We start from the raw sequence: 15,676 nt of genomic DNA, 5'->3' as shown, positions 1-15,676 counted from the left end.
CTGCGCTCTCTTGCCTGGAACTGAGCAATTTTGGACTGAAACGGGTGGGCGACAATGAATGTCAACACGACCTAGGCTCTGGATATCCCGTAAATCGGGGTCTGGTGCCACGCGTCCGGTTTGGTATAGGGTGCCCAAAACAAACAGGCGGGAGCGCGGGGAATGCGCAGAACGATATTTGTGGCGGCCCTTGGTGCAGCCAGCCTTGTTATTGGCAGCACGCCCGCCGCGGATGCGGATGTTTTCTCGTCCAGCAACCGCCGCGCGCTTTTCAAATCGCAAAAGAACCTGCTCGATAACCGGGCGGCCAAGCAATATTCCGCTTCGGTCCGGTTGCAGCCGCCCACCGTCAACACCCCGACAAAATGGGACACGCCGAAATACAACGGCAAATACAAGGGCCAGTTCCTGGCCATCGCGCGCGAAGCGGCGACACGCCATGGTGTGCCGGTTGATCTGTTCCTGCGGCTGGTGCAGCAGGAAAGCGGCTGGAACCATCAGGCGGTATCGCACAAGGGGGCGCTCGGGCTGGCACAGCTGATGCCGGGCACGGCCGCGCGGTTGCGGGTGGACCCTTCCGACCCCGCGCAGAACCTCGAAGGCGGCGCGCGGTATCTCAAGCAGCAATACAGCACCTTCGGGGACTGGCGGCTTGCGCTGGCGGCCTATAACGCCGGTCCTGCTGCGGTGCAGAAATACGGCGGCGTGCCACCCTACGCCGAGACACGGAATTACGTGAAGGTCATCTTCGGACAGTAAGCCGCTGTTTCCAAAAGCAATATAACGATATGGTCAAGTGATACGGCAAGGATCCGCCACCCGGGGGAACCTTTCCATACGCGGGGGTGTTGTCTGCTCAGAGCGCCGCAGGTTCGGATCATCCGCCCTGCACCGCGCAAAACATGAGGAGCACAAGATGTTCAATAATCTGAAAAAGCTGGGCCTGGCCGCCGGTGTCAGCCTGCTGGCCCTGACAAGCTATGCCAATGCTGCGGATCTGCCGCCGATCTCTTCCATTGACGTCGGCACCACCTATGCCGCCGCGACAGACGCCAATGCGGCCGAGAAGTTCCCCGACATCACGACGGACCTTCAGGAAGCCATTGCCGAACGCGTCCCGACCTCATCGGATGCCGCCGACAGCCGGATCAGGGTTGAACTGCGCAAGGTTTCGCTCAATGGCAACACGATGCTGAACGATGCCGGTGAATTCAACGAGCTGGAAGGCGTGGTCTCCATCGAGGCGGATGACGGCAGCAGCACCGGCAGCCGGTCCTTCCCGGTCAGCATCGCGGCGCTTTCCGCTGACACGCAAGCGCCCGAGGGCACATATGTGATCCAGCCCTCGACCGATGATTTCTATAACGTGATGATCGGTGCCTTCGCCGACCGCGTTGCCGAAGAGCTTGGCAATGTGAACACCGGCGGCGATACCGTCACGCGCTGACGACACCACCCCCCTCAGTCCGGCAGCCTGTCCCCTGCCGGTCTGATCAGAGGTCTTTTTCGGCCTCGGGCGCGCACCGCTTCCCCCGGTGCGCGCCCTTTTTCTGCGGGGGCGTTTCGCGAAAAATGCTGAATCGCAGATACCTTGCCACGCTTCGCGTTCTCAGGACATTTGCGATGCTCGTGCTTCAACCATTCCCCGAAACGCTTTATTCTGCGGCCACGGTGATTTCGATCACCGGTTCCATCTCGTTGAACTGGGCGTCCGACAGGTGGCATTTGATCTGGTGGCCCTCTGCCATTGTCCGCTGTGGCGGCACTTCCTTTTCACACAGGTTGCCGGGCACCTGGGATTTCCAGCGGCACCGGGTCTGGAAGGGGCAGCCGGGCGGCGGGTTCATCGCCGAGGGGATGTCGCCCTCAAGCACGATGTGCTTTTTCTTGACCCTTGTATCCGCAATCGGCACCGCCGACAGCAGCGCCTCGGTATAGGGGTGATAGGGGGGCGAGAACACCTGATCCGTGCTGCCCAGTTCGACAACATGGCCCAGGTACATCACCATCACCCGGTCGCTGAGATAGCGCACGATGCTCAGGTCGTGGCTGATGAACAGCAGCGTCGTCTTGTGCTGGCGCTGGATTTCCATCAGCAGGTCGGTCACCGCAGCCTGAACCGAGACGTCCAGCGCCGAGACCGGTTCATCCGCCACCACGATCCGCGCATCCCCGGCAAAGGCCCGGGCAATGCCGACGCGCTGTTTCTGGCCACCGGAGAGCTGGCGCGGCATCCGGGTCGCGAATTCACGCGGCAGTTTCACCAGGTCCAGCAGTTCCAGCATCCGCTGCCAGCGGTCCTTTTCATTCTTGCCGATGCGGAAGATTTCCAGCGCCCGCACGATCTGCCGTCCCACCGTCATCGAGGGGTTCAGCGTGTCGAACGGGTTCTGGAACACCATCTGCACATCCGCCACGTTCTTTGTGCTGCGTTTCTCGATGGGCACGTCACCGATGTTCTGGTTGTCCAGCAGGATCTGGCCAGCGGTGGCGGTCTCCAGCCCCATCAGCACCTTGGCAAAGGTGGATTTGCCGCAGCCGGATTCGCCCACGATCGCCAGCGTCTCGCTCTCGCGCGCCTCGAAGGACAATTCCTCATTGGCTTTCACCACCTTGGTGTCGCCGCCGCCAAACATGGCGCTGGCCGCCACCTTGTAGTATTTCTTGAGCTTGTCCATTTTCAGGACCACGTCACCGACCTCGCCCTTGGTCTTGGTCTCGGCCAGTTGCAGCGGCGCGTTCCAGTCGATCTCCTGATATTTGACGCAGCGCGTGTGGTGCCGGTCCTCGCCGCCGATCACCGACATCGGAATCACCCCCTGATCGCAGCGTCCGGCCTCGAAATAATCGCAGCGCGGGCCGAAATTGCAGCCCGGCGGGCGTTCATGGGGCAGGGGAAAGTTGCCGGGAATGGCGATCAATGGCCGCGCGTTCTTGTCGGCGCCGGGCAGGGGGATCGAGCGGAACAGCGCCTGGGTATAGGGGTGCTGCATCTCGTCAAAGACATCCTCGATGCTGCCGCGTTCCACCGCCTCGCCGGAATACATCACGCAGATCCGGTCGCAGGTCTCCAGCACCAGACCAAGGTTGTGGCTGATGAACAGCATCGAGGTGCCGTATTTCTTGCCCAGATCCTTGACCAGTTCGACCACCGCCGCCTCGACGGTCACGTCAAGCGCCGTGGTCGGCTCGTCCAGAATCAGCAGCGACGGTTCCGACATCAGCGCCATCGCGATCACGATGCGCTGCTGCTGACCGCCCGACAGCTGGTGCGGATAGGCCTTGAGGATGCGCTCGGGGTCCGGCAGCTTCACGTCCGTGACCACCTGCAATGCGCGTTGATAGGCGTCCTTCTCGGACATGCCCGCATGGATCATCGGCACTTCCATCAGCTGCTTGCCGATCCGCATGGCGGGGTTCAGCGATGCCATGGGTTCCTGATAGATCATCGCGATCTCGCTGCCGCGGATGTCGCGCAGCTCATCATCGCTCATCTCGCCCAGGTCGCGGCCCTTGAACTTGATCGACCCGCCGACGATGCGCCCGTTCTTGCCCAAGTCCTGCATCACCCCCAGCGCCACTGTGGATTTGCCGCACCCGGATTCACCCACGAGGCCCAGCGCTTCGCCCGGCATCACCGAGGCGGAGAAATCCATCACGGCAGGAATTTCCCGCAACCGGGTAAAGAAGGAAATCGACAGCTTGTCGATCTCAAGGATCGGCCCGTCATACTTTTCTTTTACCATTCTTGTCTCTCCTTGTTGGAGCGGCCGAACCAGAGAAACCCTTGTCGCTCTTTTTGGCCATAAATATTCCCGGGGGTCCGGGGGTAGCACCCCCGGAACTCTCGTCTGGATCAATCCCTCAGGGATTCCTCACGCAAGCCATCCGCCAGCAGGTTCAGACCCAGCACCAGCGTCAGCAAGGCCAGCGCAGGGGCGATGGCCGCATGGGGGTAAAGCGACAGCAGCCGCCGTCCGGCGTTGATCGTGCTGCCCCAGTCCGGGCTTTCCGATTCCAGCCCCAGGCCAAAGAAGCCCAGCGTGCCCAGAAGGATCGTGGTGTAGCCGATCCGCAGGCAGAAATCGACGATCAGCGGCCCGCGCGCATTGGGCAGGATTTCCCACAGCATGATGTACCAGGGCCCTTCGCCCCGGGTCTGCGCCGCCGCCACATAGTCGCGCGTCTTGATGTCCAGCGCGAGGCCCCGCACGATCCGGAAGACCGTGGGCGCGTTCACAAAGACGACAGAGACAAAGACCACCAGGATGCCCGGCCCCAGATCGAAAGGATCAAGGAAGGCGGGCAGACCGGGGATCACATAGGTCGGCGTTTCCACGATGGTGCCGTCGCTGGACACCAGCGCGAGGTAGAGCCAGGCGCCAAGCCCTAGGACGACGATCAGCAGCGGTGTGCGGAACGTCGGCTGCGTGTAGAAGCGCGAGTTCAGCAGGATCGCGAGGAAGATCAGCGGAAAGACAAACAGGAACAGCGCCATGTAGTTGGGGATGCCTGTCAGCACGATTTCCGGCGTCACCAGCAGGTAGAACAGCAAGATCACCGGGAAGGCCAGGATCAGATTGGCCAGAAAGCTCAGGAACGTATCCAGCTTGCCACCGTAATAGCCTGCGGGCAGGCCCAGGGTGATCCCCACCATGAAGGCAAAGAGCGTCGCAAAGGGCGCGATCTTGACCACCACCCAGGAGCCCTTGATCAGCCGCGAGAACACGTCCCGCGCCAGGTTGTCGCCGCCCAGCAGGAACCAGGGATATTCGCCTTCGCCGGCCCGCGCCAGCGGTGTGCCGGGCAGTTTGTTCTTCATCCCCGACACCTGGCTCAGGCTGTCATGGGTGACCAGCAGGTCAAAGCCGCCGCCCAGAATGCCGGTAAAGACCCAGAACATCACGATGGCAAAGCCGATCATGCCCACGGTGCTGTCAAAGAGCTTGCCGTAAAGCCCCAGCTTGCGCTTGTAGGTGACCGACAGCGCAAAGGTGACGATCAGCGCGATCCAGACCGGAATCATCTGCTGCGCCATGGCGCCGAAGATACCCGCCGCAGGCCCCATGAAGATGCCGCCGATCAGGTAGATCAGGATCAGCCCGACCACCGCGTAGAACAGCCAGCTGATGATCTGGTTGATGAACCCGGTCAGACCGGTGCTGCCTGCCAGCGTGCCATCCGCGCTGATCGCCCGTGCGGAACTGTCCGGCACGAAGGAGGCGAGGATCTGCACCACAATCGCCAGTGCCAGCAGTCCGACCAGAAGGTAGAAGATGATGTTGAGCCCCGAAAGCGAGCCCGTCCATGTCAATGGTTCCATGTCAAAGCTCCTTCAGGCGATGCGGATGCGCGGGTTGAGATAGACATACCCGATGTCGGAAATGAGCTGTGTCAGCAGCACCACCGCAACCGAGACAACCGAGACCGCCAGCAGCAGTTCAATGTCGTTGTTGCCCGCCGCCTGCACCAGCAGCCAGCCGAAACCCTTGTAGTTGAACAGGGTCTCCACGATCACCACGCCGTTCAGCAGCCAGGGGATCTGCAGCATGATCACGGTGAAAGGCGCGATCAGCGCGTTGCGCAGCGCATGTTTCAACACGATATCCGAGAATTTCACGCCCTTGAGTCGCGCCGTCCGGATATATTGCGCCGTCATCACCTCGGTCATCGAGGCGCGCGTCATCCGGGCAATATAACCCATGCCGTAAAGCGAAATGGTGAGCACCGGCAGGAAGAAGTTCCAGAAGGTCGCATCCGCCATGGCAGAGGTGGCGGAGCCGAGGAACAGGGTCTTGCTGTCGATCAGCCCCCAGTCGTTCAGCAGCGGCGACACCCCGAACTTGGAAGAGGCCAGCACCGCGATAAAGATCACGCCCGAGACATATTCAGGTGTCGCCGTGGTGGCGATGGAAAAGGTCGACAGGGACCGGTCCAGTTTCGATCCTTCCCGCATCCCGGCGAGCACCCCGACCAGCAGCGCGGAGGGCACCATCAGCAGCAGCACGCAGAGCATCAGCTTGCCGGTCAGCGCCAGACGGGTCAGCACCGTGCCGCCCACCGGCTCCTTGAAGACGGTGGAGAACCCCCAGTCACCCTGCAGGATGCCGCAGCGGGTCGGACGGTCGATCTCGGGCGTACTGGCCGAGAAACAGCGTCCGAAGGTCTTGCCGTCCGGTTTCTCGGTCACCCAGCCGGGCATCACGCCCAGCCATTGACCGAATTTCACCGGCATCGGTTGCAGATAGCCCCGGTCGCCAAGATAGGACGCCACGGCTTCGTCCGACATCCGGAAGTTGCCCTGCGTCTTTGCGAGTTTTTCAAGGTTTGGATAGAGATTGGTCAGCCAGAACACGATGAACGTCAGGCACAATGCCGTCAGAATCATCACGCCCAGCCGACGCAGAATAAATAGTCCCATTCAATGCCCCTGTTGGTGGCGCGGCGGGTTTGCCCACCGGTTTTTGGTTTGGCCTTCGGGCCTTTCGAGTGTTCAGGACGGGCGATGCAGCAGCGCGGCAGGATGCAAAAGCTCTTGGTCATCCCCTTGCGCGGCACGGCCTTGCCCGGCCGTCTTGCATGTGTCTTGCGCACATTCGATGGCTGCTATGAACGCATGAAGCTGCCCCAAAGGTCAATGTCATCTTCCGCCTCTTGATGGTCTTTTTGCGACATGCAACTTTGCCAAAAGCGACCCGCGCGGGGAGTGGAATCGGGCCAAAGCAACTTCCAGGGTACAAAGCCTGGAGCGGCCGACCTTAAACTTGCGACACGCATACCCTGCAGCGTCTGCGGCGCTCTCGGGACATGCGTGTCACAGGATGATTCAGGTGCGGCCGGATTCTTCAGCGGGCGGCTCCGCGCAGTTTGCTGGGCGGCTGGCCGGTATGCTGTTGCATGAAACGGGTGAAATAGGCGGCAGAGCCGAAACCGAGGTGGCGCGCGATGTCTTGCGCAGGCTGGCGGGTTTCGATCAGCAGATGGCGGGCCTCGGCCAGCACCCGTTCGGTCAGCAGGTCCGCTGCCGTCTTGCCGGTTGCGGCTTTGACCGCCCGGGTCAGATGGGTGGCGGTGACCCCCAGGGTTGCCGCATATTCCGCCATCGACGCCCCGCTGCGGAAGCGCTGCGGCAGTTGATCGCAATATAGCTTGCTCAGCCGGGCCGCCGCATTGCGGCGCGGGGGCACGTGTTCCTCCAGCATGATCTGCCGGCGCAGCCAGACAGAGATCAGCGCGGCATGGGCCTCTGCCGCGTCCTGGGACAGGGGGCGGTCCTTTTGCTGTTCGCGGGCGGCAGCTTCGATCAAACCGCTGAGTTCGCTCTGCACCGCCACGTCGCGGATCCGCAGGTGGCGCGGCATTTCCGGCAGACGCAGCGGGGTGCCGGGCGGTACGATCACCGCCTGGGCCATGCCCTGACGCCCCAGGTCCAGCGCAAAGAGCGACCCCTGCGGCACCCAGAGCGCGTTATGCGTGCCCACGCCACGGCGCTGCCCGTCCAGCAGCGCACGGCCCTGTCCCCGCGTGATCCAGATCAGCAGGTGGTGCGGACGGTCCTGCGCCAGCAGCAGCCGCCAGTCCTGCCCGCCGGTGAGCTGGGGCAGGGTCATCACCTTGATGTCGGTGAGGGAAAAGCTCATGGCAATGGTCGCATTTGATCCGATTCAACCGCAGTTTACACCCATTTACCCTGTCAGAAAGTTGAAAAAAGTAAAGTGCGCAGGTTATTGCGGGGTCACCCGGTGCCAGTCCGCCATTTTCGACCGCATCCATGTCCGCTGGCGTTTGGCAAATTGCCGGGTGGCGATCACCGCACGTTCGCGGGCCTGATCCAGCGTCAAGTCGCCTTCCAGATGCGCCATCAGTTCCGGCACGCCAATGGCGCGGTGCGCGGGCAGGGCGGGGTCATAGGCGGGCGCGACGCGACGGACCTCTTCCAGCGCGCCCTGCGCGATCATCTGGTCGAAACGCCGCGCGATCCGGGCGTTCAGCCAGTCGCGCTCCACGTCAAAGACGATGCGGCGGGCCTGCGCTGCGGGCAGCAGCGGCGCGCCGGTCTGCGCCTGCCAATGGGCCAGCCCCCGGCCCGTGGCCTGCTGCACTTCCCAGGCCCGTTGCACGCGCGCGCGGTTCGCAGTGTCAATTCCGGCGGCGGTCTGCACGTCGATGCCCGCAAGCAGGTGGTCCAGATCCATCCCGTCGGCCTGATGCCGGACCTCCTCCGGCGTGGCGGGAATATCGGCCAGCCCCTCCGTGAGCGCCTTGAAATAAAGCCCGGTGCCGCCGGTGATGATCACCCGCTGCCCGGTCTTCAGGATGTCCGCAACCTCGCGCAGCCAATGACCCGTCGAATAGGGTTGCGTCGCGGTGATGTGGCCATAAAGCAGATGCGGGGCCGCGGCCTCTTCCTCTGCGCTGGGGCGCGCGGTGATCACGCGCCAGCATTCATAGACCTGGCTGGCATCCGCATTCACGATGACACCGCCCTGATCCTGCGCGATTTCAAGGGCCAATGCCGATTTGCCGCTTGCGGTGGGGCCTGCGATCAGCACCGGCATCTCAGGCGACAAGCCGCGTAAAACTTCGGTAAAGGACATTTCTTGTCTGAACCTTTCCGCCGTGCATTGAACCTTGCCTTCATTTGCGACATTTTGCGCAAAAGTTAAACCGACAATGAATCCAGCCCTCCCGAAAGGTTCCGCACATGTCCCAAGACGCGTCCAACGTCACTTTCAAACGTGTGATGCTGAAGATATCCGGTGAGGCGCTGATGGGGGATCAGGGTTTCGGCCTGCATCCGCCCACCGTCGAACGGATCGCCCATGAAGTGCAAAGCGTGCATAGTCTGGGGGTCGAGATCTGCATGGTCATCGGCGGCGGCAACATCTTTCGCGGGCTGCAGGGCTCTGCCCAGGGCATGGAACGGACGACGGCGGATTACATGGGGATGCTCGCCACGGTGATGAATGCGCTGGCGATGCAATCCTCGCTGGAAAGTCTGGGCATTCACACCCGGGTGATTTCCGCGATCACCATGAACGAGGTGGCCGAACCCTATATCCGCCGCCGCGCGGTGCGCCACCTTGAGAAGAAGCGGGTCTGCATCTTTGCCGCGGGCACCGGCAACCCCTATTTCACAACCGATACCGCTGCGGCCCTGCGGGCCAATGAAATGGCCTGCGAGGCGATCTTCATGGGCAAGAACGGTGTCGACGGGGTCTATGACAAGGATCCGAAGAAATTTGCCGATGCCAAGCGCTATGATACCGTCAGCTACGACGATGTGCTGCAAAAACGGCTGGCGGTGATGGATGCTTCCGCCATCGCGCTGACACGGGACAACGACCTGCCGATCATCGTCTTTTCGCTGGACGAACCGGGCGGGTTCAAGGGGATCCTCGCGGGCGAGGGCACCTATACCCGCGTACAGGGATAACGCGGCAGGTATTTTCAGGTATCGCGTCCTTCGGACCCGGATCAGAGCCGTCCGGTTGGCGCGCAACCTTGGTCAGTTACAACCGCCCGGCTTGCGCCTTTCCTCGCCCATGCCAATCGCCCCCTCGCTCACTCCGTGACGGTATGATTGCGGGGGATGTCGATCACGATCATGGTGCCGGAAATTTCGCGATCCACCGAGATTTTGGCATTCAGCCCCCGCACCAGCTGGGTCACGATGCGCCCGCCCAGTGAATCGCTCTTGGGCCATTCCACACCTTCGGGAATGCCGGTGCCGTCATCGGCCACCTGCAGGCGCAGCAGACCTTCGCTCAGCTTCTTGATCCGCACGTCGACAAGACCCGCCTCGCGGTTATCGAAGGCATGTTGCATGGAATTGGTCATCACCTCCGACAGCACCAGCCCCAGTTGCGTCGCGGTATTGACCGGCACGCTGACCTCATCCGCATCTATGTTCACCCGCACGCCCTGCCGGCCATCCAGATAGGCAATCGCATTCGCCACACGGGTCAGATAGGCACCCAGATTGACCTTGTCCTGCCCGGAGTTGCGCGCACCGGTGGCGGAACTCAATTCTTCGTAAAGCAGCTGCAGCGTCTCGATCCGGCGCGCCAGCGTGTCGAACTCCTTGCCCGGGGTCGTTTTGGCACCGCGCGCCTGCATGCGGATCATGCCGACAATCATCGACAGATGATTCTTCACCCGGTGCTGGATTTCCTCCAGGGCTTCCTGCGTGTCCTCATCGGTGGGCTCCTCACCGTTATAGATGGTCTGGACCCCCATGAAATAGGGCACCTCATGTTCGTCCACACTCAGCGGCGCCACCATCAGGCGGTTCATGAACTTGGTGCCATCGGCGCGGTAGTTGCGCAGGATCACCGTGGCTTCCTCCCGGTTCTCGATGGCGGCGCGCAGCTTCTCCACCCCGCGCTGGTCGGTATCATCACCCTGCAGGAAACGGCAGTTCCGGCCGAGGACCACATCGCTGTGATAACCCGTCATCTCTTCGAAGGCGCGGTTGACATAGACAATGGGATTGTCGGGCAGTTGCGGGTTCGTCAGCACCAGCGCAAAGGGCGCGCGCGTCATGGCGGCAACCGCCACGTTGGTGGGCAGTGGATGGGCTGAAATCTTCTCACCGTCGGCCATTCAATGATACTCTTCTTACTGCTTCAAATGACGTCGTTTGCGTGGTCCGGCCAGATTGAAACACCTGAACATGCGCAAGTTCCACACGACAAAAGGTATATGGAGCAGCTCTGAGCGATTTCCAGCACCTCAATACGGGGGCAATGCACCGCCGGTGCATCTATACAATCCGGTGCGGTTGACGTTATATCAGGGCCGACAAGAAATTTGACCATTCCACCACCGGAGAAACCATGTCTGACGACTTTATGCTCGACACCGACGATCTTGAGCGGCGCATGAAAGGCGCCATCGCGTCGCTGAGAACCGAATTTGCATCATTGCGGACCGGGCGTGCCTCTGCCTCCATGCTGGAACCCGTGATGGTTGACGCCTATGGCTCCCCGACACCGATCAACCAGGTGGGGACAGTCAACGTGCCGGAACCGCGCATGGTGACGATCAATGTCTGGGACAAGGGTCTGGTGAACAAGGTGGAAAAGGCCATCCGCGAAAGCGGGCTGGGCATCAATCCGCAGATGAACGGCACCATCATCATGCTGCCGATTCCGGAGCTGAACGAGGAACGCCGGACCCAGCTGACCAAGGTCGCGGGCGGCTATGCCGAACATGCGCGCGTTTCGATCCGCAACATCCGCCGCGATGGCATGGATCAGATCAAGAAAGCCAAGGCAGACGGCATGTCCGAGGATGACCAGAAGCTCTGGGAAAGCGAGATGCAGGATCTGACCAACAAGTATATCGCCCTGATCGACGAGACGCTTGAGACGAAACAGGGCGAGATCATGCAGGTCTGAGCCAGCGCCTCTTTCCGCGCCCTGCCGGTCCGGGTCTCTTGCGGGCACCTGCCTGCGGCGTACCGTTCGAGCCAACCGAAACGCACCTTGAAAGACCCGTCATGCCAACCGCTCCCAAGGGCAACAGCCATACCGAACCAAAGATCGCGCCGGGCGGGCCGCGCCATGTCGCGATCATCATGGACGGCAACGGCCGCTGGGCCACACAGCGGGGCAGGCCGCGTCTGTTCGGCCATCACGCGGGCGCAAAACGCGTGCGCGAGATCGTGGAGGCCTGCCCGGACTTCGGCGTCGAATACCTGACGATCTTTGCCTTTTCGACCGAGAACTGGAAACGCACCCAGGTCGAGGTCGCGGGGCTGATGAGCCTGTTTCGGCGCTATATCTCCAAGGAAACCCGCAGCTTGAGCGAATTCGGCGTGCGGGTCCGTTTTATCGGGGATCGGGTGCGGCTGGATGACAAGCTGATCCGGCTGATGAACGAGCTGGAAGCCGCGACCGCGCATAACACCCGCGTGCATCTGACCATCGCGCTGAACTACGGCGGCCGGGACGAGGTTGCCCGTGCCACCCAGCGACTGGCGCAGGACGTGGCAGCGGGCAAGCTGGACCCCGAGGCAGTGGATGAGGAAACCCTGCCGAAGTACCTGGATACCTATGTCTTGCCCGACCCCGACCTGGTGATCCGTACCAGCGGAGAGGCCCGGATTTCCAATTTTCTGCTGTGGCAATCGGCCTATGCGGAATATGAATTCATTGATACCCTCTGGCCCGATTTCACCAAGGCCGAGTTCGGCAGCCTTTGTGCGGCCTACGGGGGCCGCGACCGGCGTTTCGGCGCGGTCAAGACCTGACCGGAGAAGGAATACCGCATGGGTAATCGCAGCGACCAATGGTCCGATTTGAAAGCACGGCTGGGGGCCGGGGCCGTCATGGTGCTGATCGGCCTGATCGGGATCTGGATGGGGGGCCATGTGTTCCACCTGCTGGTGGCGCTGATCTGTGGCGTCATGGTCTGGGAACTGGTGGCCATGCTGCGCCCCGGCGACGCCTATCTGCCGCTCAAGCTGGGCGCGCTGACCGGTCTGGCCGTCCTTGTGTCGGTCTATCTGCCGGTGGGCCTTGGCCTGCCGGTCCTGCTGGCGCCCGCGCTGATCGGGTTCGGTCAGCTGGAGCGGCACCGCACGATCTACCTCAGTTTCACCGCGATGATCCTGATGGCGGGCTTCGGGTTGATGCAGGTGCGCGACGATTACGGCTTTGGCTGGCTGCTTTGGCTGGTGGTGGTTGTCGTGACCACCGATGTGGTCGGCTATTTCGCCGGGCGCGCCATTGGCGGGCCAAAGTTCTGGCCCAGGGTCAGCCCCAAGAAAACCTGGTCCGGCACTGCGGCGGGCTGGGCCGGTGCCGCGCTGGTGGGTCTGCTGTTTTCCATCAACACCGGGGCAAGCCTGCAGTTGGTGGGGATTTCCATCGCGATTTCAATGGCATCGCAGATGGGTGATATTGCGGAATCCGGGATGAAGCGCAAAATGGGCGTCAAGGACAGCTCCAACCTGATCCCGGGCCACGGCGGCCTGATGGATCGCTTCGACGGGATGCTGGGCGCCTCCGTGTTCCTGCTGGTGATCGGTCAGTTCATCGGTTTGCCCTTTGGTCTGGGATAGGCCGTGGTCCGTCGTGTCTCGATTCTGGGGGCCACAGGGTCCATTGGACAGAACACCATCGATCTGATCCGCCGCGCACCGCTGGATTATGATGTGGTGGCGCTGACCGGGGCGGGCAATATCGGGCAACTTGCCCGTGATGCAATCGAGCTGAAGGCCGATATCGCCGTCACCGCGCGCGACGATCTGCTGGACGATCTGCGTGCCGCGCTGAAGGGCAGCGGCGTGCAGGCGGCCGCCGGGGCCACCGCCATCTGCGAGGCGGCGGCGCGTCCGGCCGACTGGATCATGTCCGCCATCGTCGGGGCGGCAGGGCTGGCACCCGGTCTCGCGGCCCTGCGCCATGGCACCACGCTGGCGCTGGCCAACAAGGAATCGCTGGTCTGCGCCGGGGCGCTGATGCTGGAGACGGCGCAGACCCATGGCGCGCGCATCCTGCCGGTGGACAGCGAGCATTCCGCGATCTTTCAGGCCTTGATCGGCGAGGATCCGGCAGCGGTCGAACGGATCATCATCACCGCGTCGGGCGGTGCATTCCGCGACTGGCCGCTTGAGAAACTGGCAGAGGCGACGCTGGCGCAGGCTTCCTCCCATCCCAATTGGGACATGGGGCAAAGGATCACCATCGATTCTGCCTCGATGTTCAACAAGGCGATGGAGGTCATTGAAACACATGAGTTTTTCGCCATCCAGCCAGATCAGATAGAGGTCCTGGTCCATCCGCAATCCATGATCCATGCGCTGGTGGGCTTCCATGACGGCGCGTTGATGGCCCATGTGGGCCCGGCGGACATGCGCCATGCCATCGGCTTTGCCCTGCATTACCCGCAGCGCCGCCATCTGCCGGTCGAACGGCTGGACCTTGCTGCCATCGGCCAGTTCGAGTTCCGCACCCCGGACGAGCGGCGCTGGCCCGCCCTGCGCCTTGCCCGCGAGACGATTGCAGCGGGCGGTATGACCGGCACGGTGTTCAATGCGGCCAAGGAAACCGCACTGGACGGGTTCATCGCGGGACGGGTCGGTTTCACCGCCATGGCGGATGTGGTGGCGCAGACGCTTGAAGACAAAACTGCGTCAGATGGTCTTATTGGTGCCACGATGACACTTGATAACGTCCTGCGGGTTGACCATCTGGCACGTAAGGCGGCAAAAGCCGCGATAGATAAAAGAGCAGGGTAACGTTTTGGATATTATGGGGCTGATACCGCAATTTGGCGGTTTGATCTGGACGTTGCTGGCTTTTGTCGTGGCACTGTCGGTGATCGTCGCGATTCACGAATACGGCCATTACATTGTCGGGCGCTGGTGCGGGATCAAGGCGGATGTGTTCAGCCTGGGCTTCGGCCCGGTCCTGTGGTCCGGCATGGACCGGCGCGGCACAAAATGGCAGGTCGCGGCGCTGCCCTTTGGCGGCTACGTGAAATTCGCGGGCGATGCGAATGCGGCCTCCGGCAAGGATGAAACCGCGATGGCGGCGCTGGCCGACGACCCGGCCGCGCTGCGCCACACGATGCATGGCGCGCCGCTTTGGGCGCGCACGCTGACCGTCGCCGCCGGGCCTGCGTTCAATTTTGCCATGTCCATCCTGATCTTCTTTGCCGTGGCCTATACCACCGGCGTGGAACGGACCCCGCTGACCGTGGGCGAGCTGCGCCCGATGCCGCAGGCCGAACGCGGGCTGGAACCGGGCGACGAGATTCTGGGGATCAACGGCACAGCGCTGCCGCAAAACGATGCCGCGGCCTATGGCGCCTTCTTCGACAACCTGCCGATGGTGCCGGAACTGACCTATGACGTCATCCGCAACGGCACCGAGCAAAGCGTGGAAGGGCCCTATATCCTGCCGCCGCTGGTCAATCAGGTCTTGCCGCAGACCGCCGCCTATGAAGCCGGGCTGAAAGCGGGTGATGTGATCACCGCCATTGATGCGGAGCCGGTATTCGCCTTTGACCAGCTCAAGAATGCGGTCGAGGAATCCGACGGGGCGGCGCTGGCGCTGACCGTCTGGCGCCGGGGCGAGATGCTGGATTTCACCATGACGCCCAAGGCCACGGACGAGCCCCAGCCCGACGGCACCTTCAAACGCAACCTGCGGATCGGGATCGCGGGGGGCATGTCCTTTGCCCCGGCGACGGAAACGCCCGGTGTGGGGCAGGCGCTGACAGCGGGCGTCGCCAATACCTGGCGGATCATCACCGGTTCGATCTCGGGCCTGAAACAGATGGTGATCGGCAACATCAGCACCTGCAACCTCAGCGGCCCGGTGGGCATTGCCCAGGCCTCCGGCGCCATGGCCAGCCAGGGGGCCACGTCCTTCATCTATTTCATTGCTGTGCTCAGCACGGCGGTGGGGCTTTTGAACCTGTTCCCGATCCCGGCGCTGGATGGGGGCCATCTGACCTTCTATGCCTATGAGGCCGTGACCGGCAAACCGCCCAGCGACGGCGCGCTGCGCATCCTGATGACCATCGGTCTGGCGCTGGTGCTGTCGCTGATGGTCTTTGCGCTGGGGAATGATCTGTTCTGTCCCTAGGTCGTGTTGACATTCATTGTCGCCCACCCGCGCGAGACGGATTTTGCCGCTGGCGCCCTGATGTGAGCGCAGCA

General features: G+C 62.3%; 14 protein-coding genes. 8 read left to right on the top strand and 6 right to left on the bottom strand.

Annotated elements, in window-relative coordinates; translation table 11 throughout:
• Positions 1 to 162 precede the first annotated feature (162 nt).
• Together O4H53_RS26385 and O4H53_RS26380 are read left to right on the top strand one after the other, a co-directional pair.
• Entirely contained in the window at positions 163 to 759 is a 597-nt protein-coding gene (locus O4H53_RS26385) for a lytic transglycosylase domain-containing protein (RefSeq protein WP_269367880.1), read from the top strand.
• A gap of 157 nt (positions 760 to 916) precedes the next feature.
• The gene (locus tag O4H53_RS26380) at positions 917 to 1,447 is read left to right on the top strand and encodes a hypothetical protein (protein ID WP_269367879.1); all 531 of its coding nucleotides are present in this window, start codon (positions 917 to 919) and stop codon (positions 1,445 to 1,447) included.
• 208 nt (positions 1,448 to 1,655) lie between these two features.
• On the opposite strand, the gene O4H53_RS26375 is transcribed toward O4H53_RS26380, so the two are convergent.
• From O4H53_RS26375 to miaA, 5 genes are all read right to left on the bottom strand, one after another.
• Positions 1,656 to 3,746 carry a dipeptide ABC transporter ATP-binding protein gene (locus tag O4H53_RS26375; protein ID WP_269367878.1) on the bottom strand — a complete coding sequence of 697 codons (2,091 nt, stop codon included), beginning with the start codon at positions 3,744 to 3,746 and terminating at the stop codon, positions 1,656 to 1,658.
• Between the two features lie 110 nt (positions 3,747 to 3,856).
• On the bottom strand, positions 3,857 to 5,323 hold the full coding sequence (locus tag O4H53_RS26370; RefSeq protein ID WP_269367877.1) for an ABC transporter permease: 1,467 nt from the start codon (positions 5,321 to 5,323) through the stop codon (positions 3,857 to 3,859).
• Between the two features lie 12 nt (positions 5,324 to 5,335).
• On the bottom strand, positions 5,336 to 6,421 hold the full coding sequence (locus tag O4H53_RS26365; protein WP_269367876.1) for an ABC transporter permease: 1,086 nt from the start codon (positions 6,419 to 6,421) through the stop codon (positions 5,336 to 5,338).
• A gap of 424 nt (positions 6,422 to 6,845) precedes the next feature.
• Positions 6,846 to 7,640 (bottom strand): helix-turn-helix domain-containing protein, encoded by a 795-nt coding sequence (locus tag O4H53_RS26360; protein WP_269367875.1) that lies wholly within the window; start codon positions 7,638 to 7,640, stop codon positions 6,846 to 6,848.
• Between the two features lie 84 nt (positions 7,641 to 7,724).
• Positions 7,725 to 8,597 (bottom strand): tRNA (adenosine(37)-N6)-dimethylallyltransferase MiaA, encoded by an 873-nt coding sequence (gene miaA, locus O4H53_RS26355; protein WP_269367874.1) that lies wholly within the window; start codon positions 8,595 to 8,597, stop codon positions 7,725 to 7,727.
• Between the two features lie 107 nt (positions 8,598 to 8,704).
• Between miaA and pyrH the strand changes: the two genes are divergently transcribed.
• Entirely contained in the window at positions 8,705 to 9,436 is a 732-nt protein-coding gene (gene pyrH / locus O4H53_RS26350) for a UMP kinase (protein ID WP_269367873.1), read from the top strand.
• Between the two features lie 128 nt (positions 9,437 to 9,564).
• Here the strand turns inward: pyrH and O4H53_RS26345 are convergent, their stop codons facing one another.
• Entirely contained in the window at positions 9,565 to 10,605 is a 1,041-nt protein-coding gene (locus tag O4H53_RS26345; RefSeq protein ID WP_269367872.1) for a sensor histidine kinase, read from the bottom strand.
• 233 nt (positions 10,606 to 10,838) lie between these two features.
• Between O4H53_RS26345 and frr the strand changes: the two genes are divergently transcribed.
• From frr to rseP, 5 genes are all read left to right on the top strand, one after another.
• The gene (gene frr / locus O4H53_RS26340) at positions 10,839 to 11,402 is read left to right on the top strand and encodes a ribosome recycling factor (protein ID WP_269367871.1); all 564 of its coding nucleotides are present in this window, start codon (positions 10,839 to 10,841) and stop codon (positions 11,400 to 11,402) included.
• 101 nt (positions 11,403 to 11,503) lie between these two features.
• Positions 11,504 to 12,256 (top strand): polyprenyl diphosphate synthase, encoded by a 753-nt coding sequence (uppS, locus tag O4H53_RS26335; protein ID WP_269367870.1) that lies wholly within the window; start codon positions 11,504 to 11,506, stop codon positions 12,254 to 12,256.
• An 18-nt stretch (positions 12,257 to 12,274) separates the two neighbouring features.
• Complete coding sequence (locus O4H53_RS26330) at positions 12,275 to 13,069, top strand: phosphatidate cytidylyltransferase (protein ID WP_269367869.1); 795 nt, start codon at positions 12,275 to 12,277, stop codon at positions 13,067 to 13,069.
• Between the two features lie 3 nt (positions 13,070 to 13,072).
• Positions 13,073 to 14,248, top strand: a complete 1,176-nt coding sequence (gene dxr, locus O4H53_RS26325) for a 1-deoxy-D-xylulose-5-phosphate reductoisomerase (RefSeq protein WP_269367868.1) — start codon at positions 13,073 to 13,075, stop codon at positions 14,246 to 14,248.
• Positions 14,249 to 14,252: 4 nt separating this feature from the next.
• Positions 14,253 to 15,602 carry an RIP metalloprotease RseP gene (gene rseP / locus O4H53_RS26320; protein WP_269367867.1) on the top strand — a complete coding sequence of 450 codons (1,350 nt, stop codon included), beginning with the start codon at positions 14,253 to 14,255 and terminating at the stop codon, positions 15,600 to 15,602.
• Positions 15,603 to 15,676: the final 74 nt, after the last annotated feature.

It is taken from the genome of Sulfitobacter sp. G21635-S1 (assembly GCF_027213915.1).
Lineage (GTDB): Bacteria > Pseudomonadota > Alphaproteobacteria > Rhodobacterales > Rhodobacteraceae > Sulfitobacter.
Note: the sequence above shows the minus strand (reverse complement) of the source record. Positions and strands in the feature narration are given on the sequence as shown.

Excerpts from the sequence above, each read along its gene's own strand:
- O4H53_RS26385 (WP_269367880.1), top strand. The coding sequence starts at position 163 with ATGCGCAGAACGATATTTGTGGCGGCCCTTGGTGCAGCCAGCCTTGTT.
- O4H53_RS26380 (WP_269367879.1), top strand. The coding sequence starts at position 917 with ATGTTCAATAATCTGAAAAAGCTGGGCCTGGCCGCCGGTGTCAGCCTG.
- O4H53_RS26375 (WP_269367878.1), bottom strand. The coding sequence starts at position 3,746 with ATGGTAAAAGAAAAGTATGACGGGCCGATCCTTGAGATCGACAAGCTG.
- O4H53_RS26370 (WP_269367877.1), bottom strand. The coding sequence starts at position 5,323 with ATGGAACCATTGACATGGACGGGCTCGCTTTCGGGGCTCAACATCATC.
- O4H53_RS26365 (WP_269367876.1), bottom strand. The coding sequence starts at position 6,421 with ATGGGACTATTTATTCTGCGTCGGCTGGGCGTGATGATTCTGACGGCA.
- O4H53_RS26360 (WP_269367875.1), bottom strand. The coding sequence starts at position 7,640 with ATGAGCTTTTCCCTCACCGACATCAAGGTGATGACCCTGCCCCAGCTC.
- miaA (WP_269367874.1), bottom strand. The coding sequence starts at position 8,597 with ATGTCCTTTACCGAAGTTTTACGCGGCTTGTCGCCTGAGATGCCGGTG.
- pyrH (WP_269367873.1), top strand. The coding sequence starts at position 8,705 with ATGTCCCAAGACGCGTCCAACGTCACTTTCAAACGTGTGATGCTGAAG.
- O4H53_RS26345 (WP_269367872.1), bottom strand. The coding sequence starts at position 10,605 with ATGGCCGACGGTGAGAAGATTTCAGCCCATCCACTGCCCACCAACGTG.
- frr (WP_269367871.1), top strand. The coding sequence starts at position 10,839 with ATGTCTGACGACTTTATGCTCGACACCGACGATCTTGAGCGGCGCATG.
- uppS (WP_269367870.1), top strand. The coding sequence starts at position 11,504 with ATGCCAACCGCTCCCAAGGGCAACAGCCATACCGAACCAAAGATCGCG.
- O4H53_RS26330 (WP_269367869.1), top strand. The coding sequence starts at position 12,275 with ATGGGTAATCGCAGCGACCAATGGTCCGATTTGAAAGCACGGCTGGGG.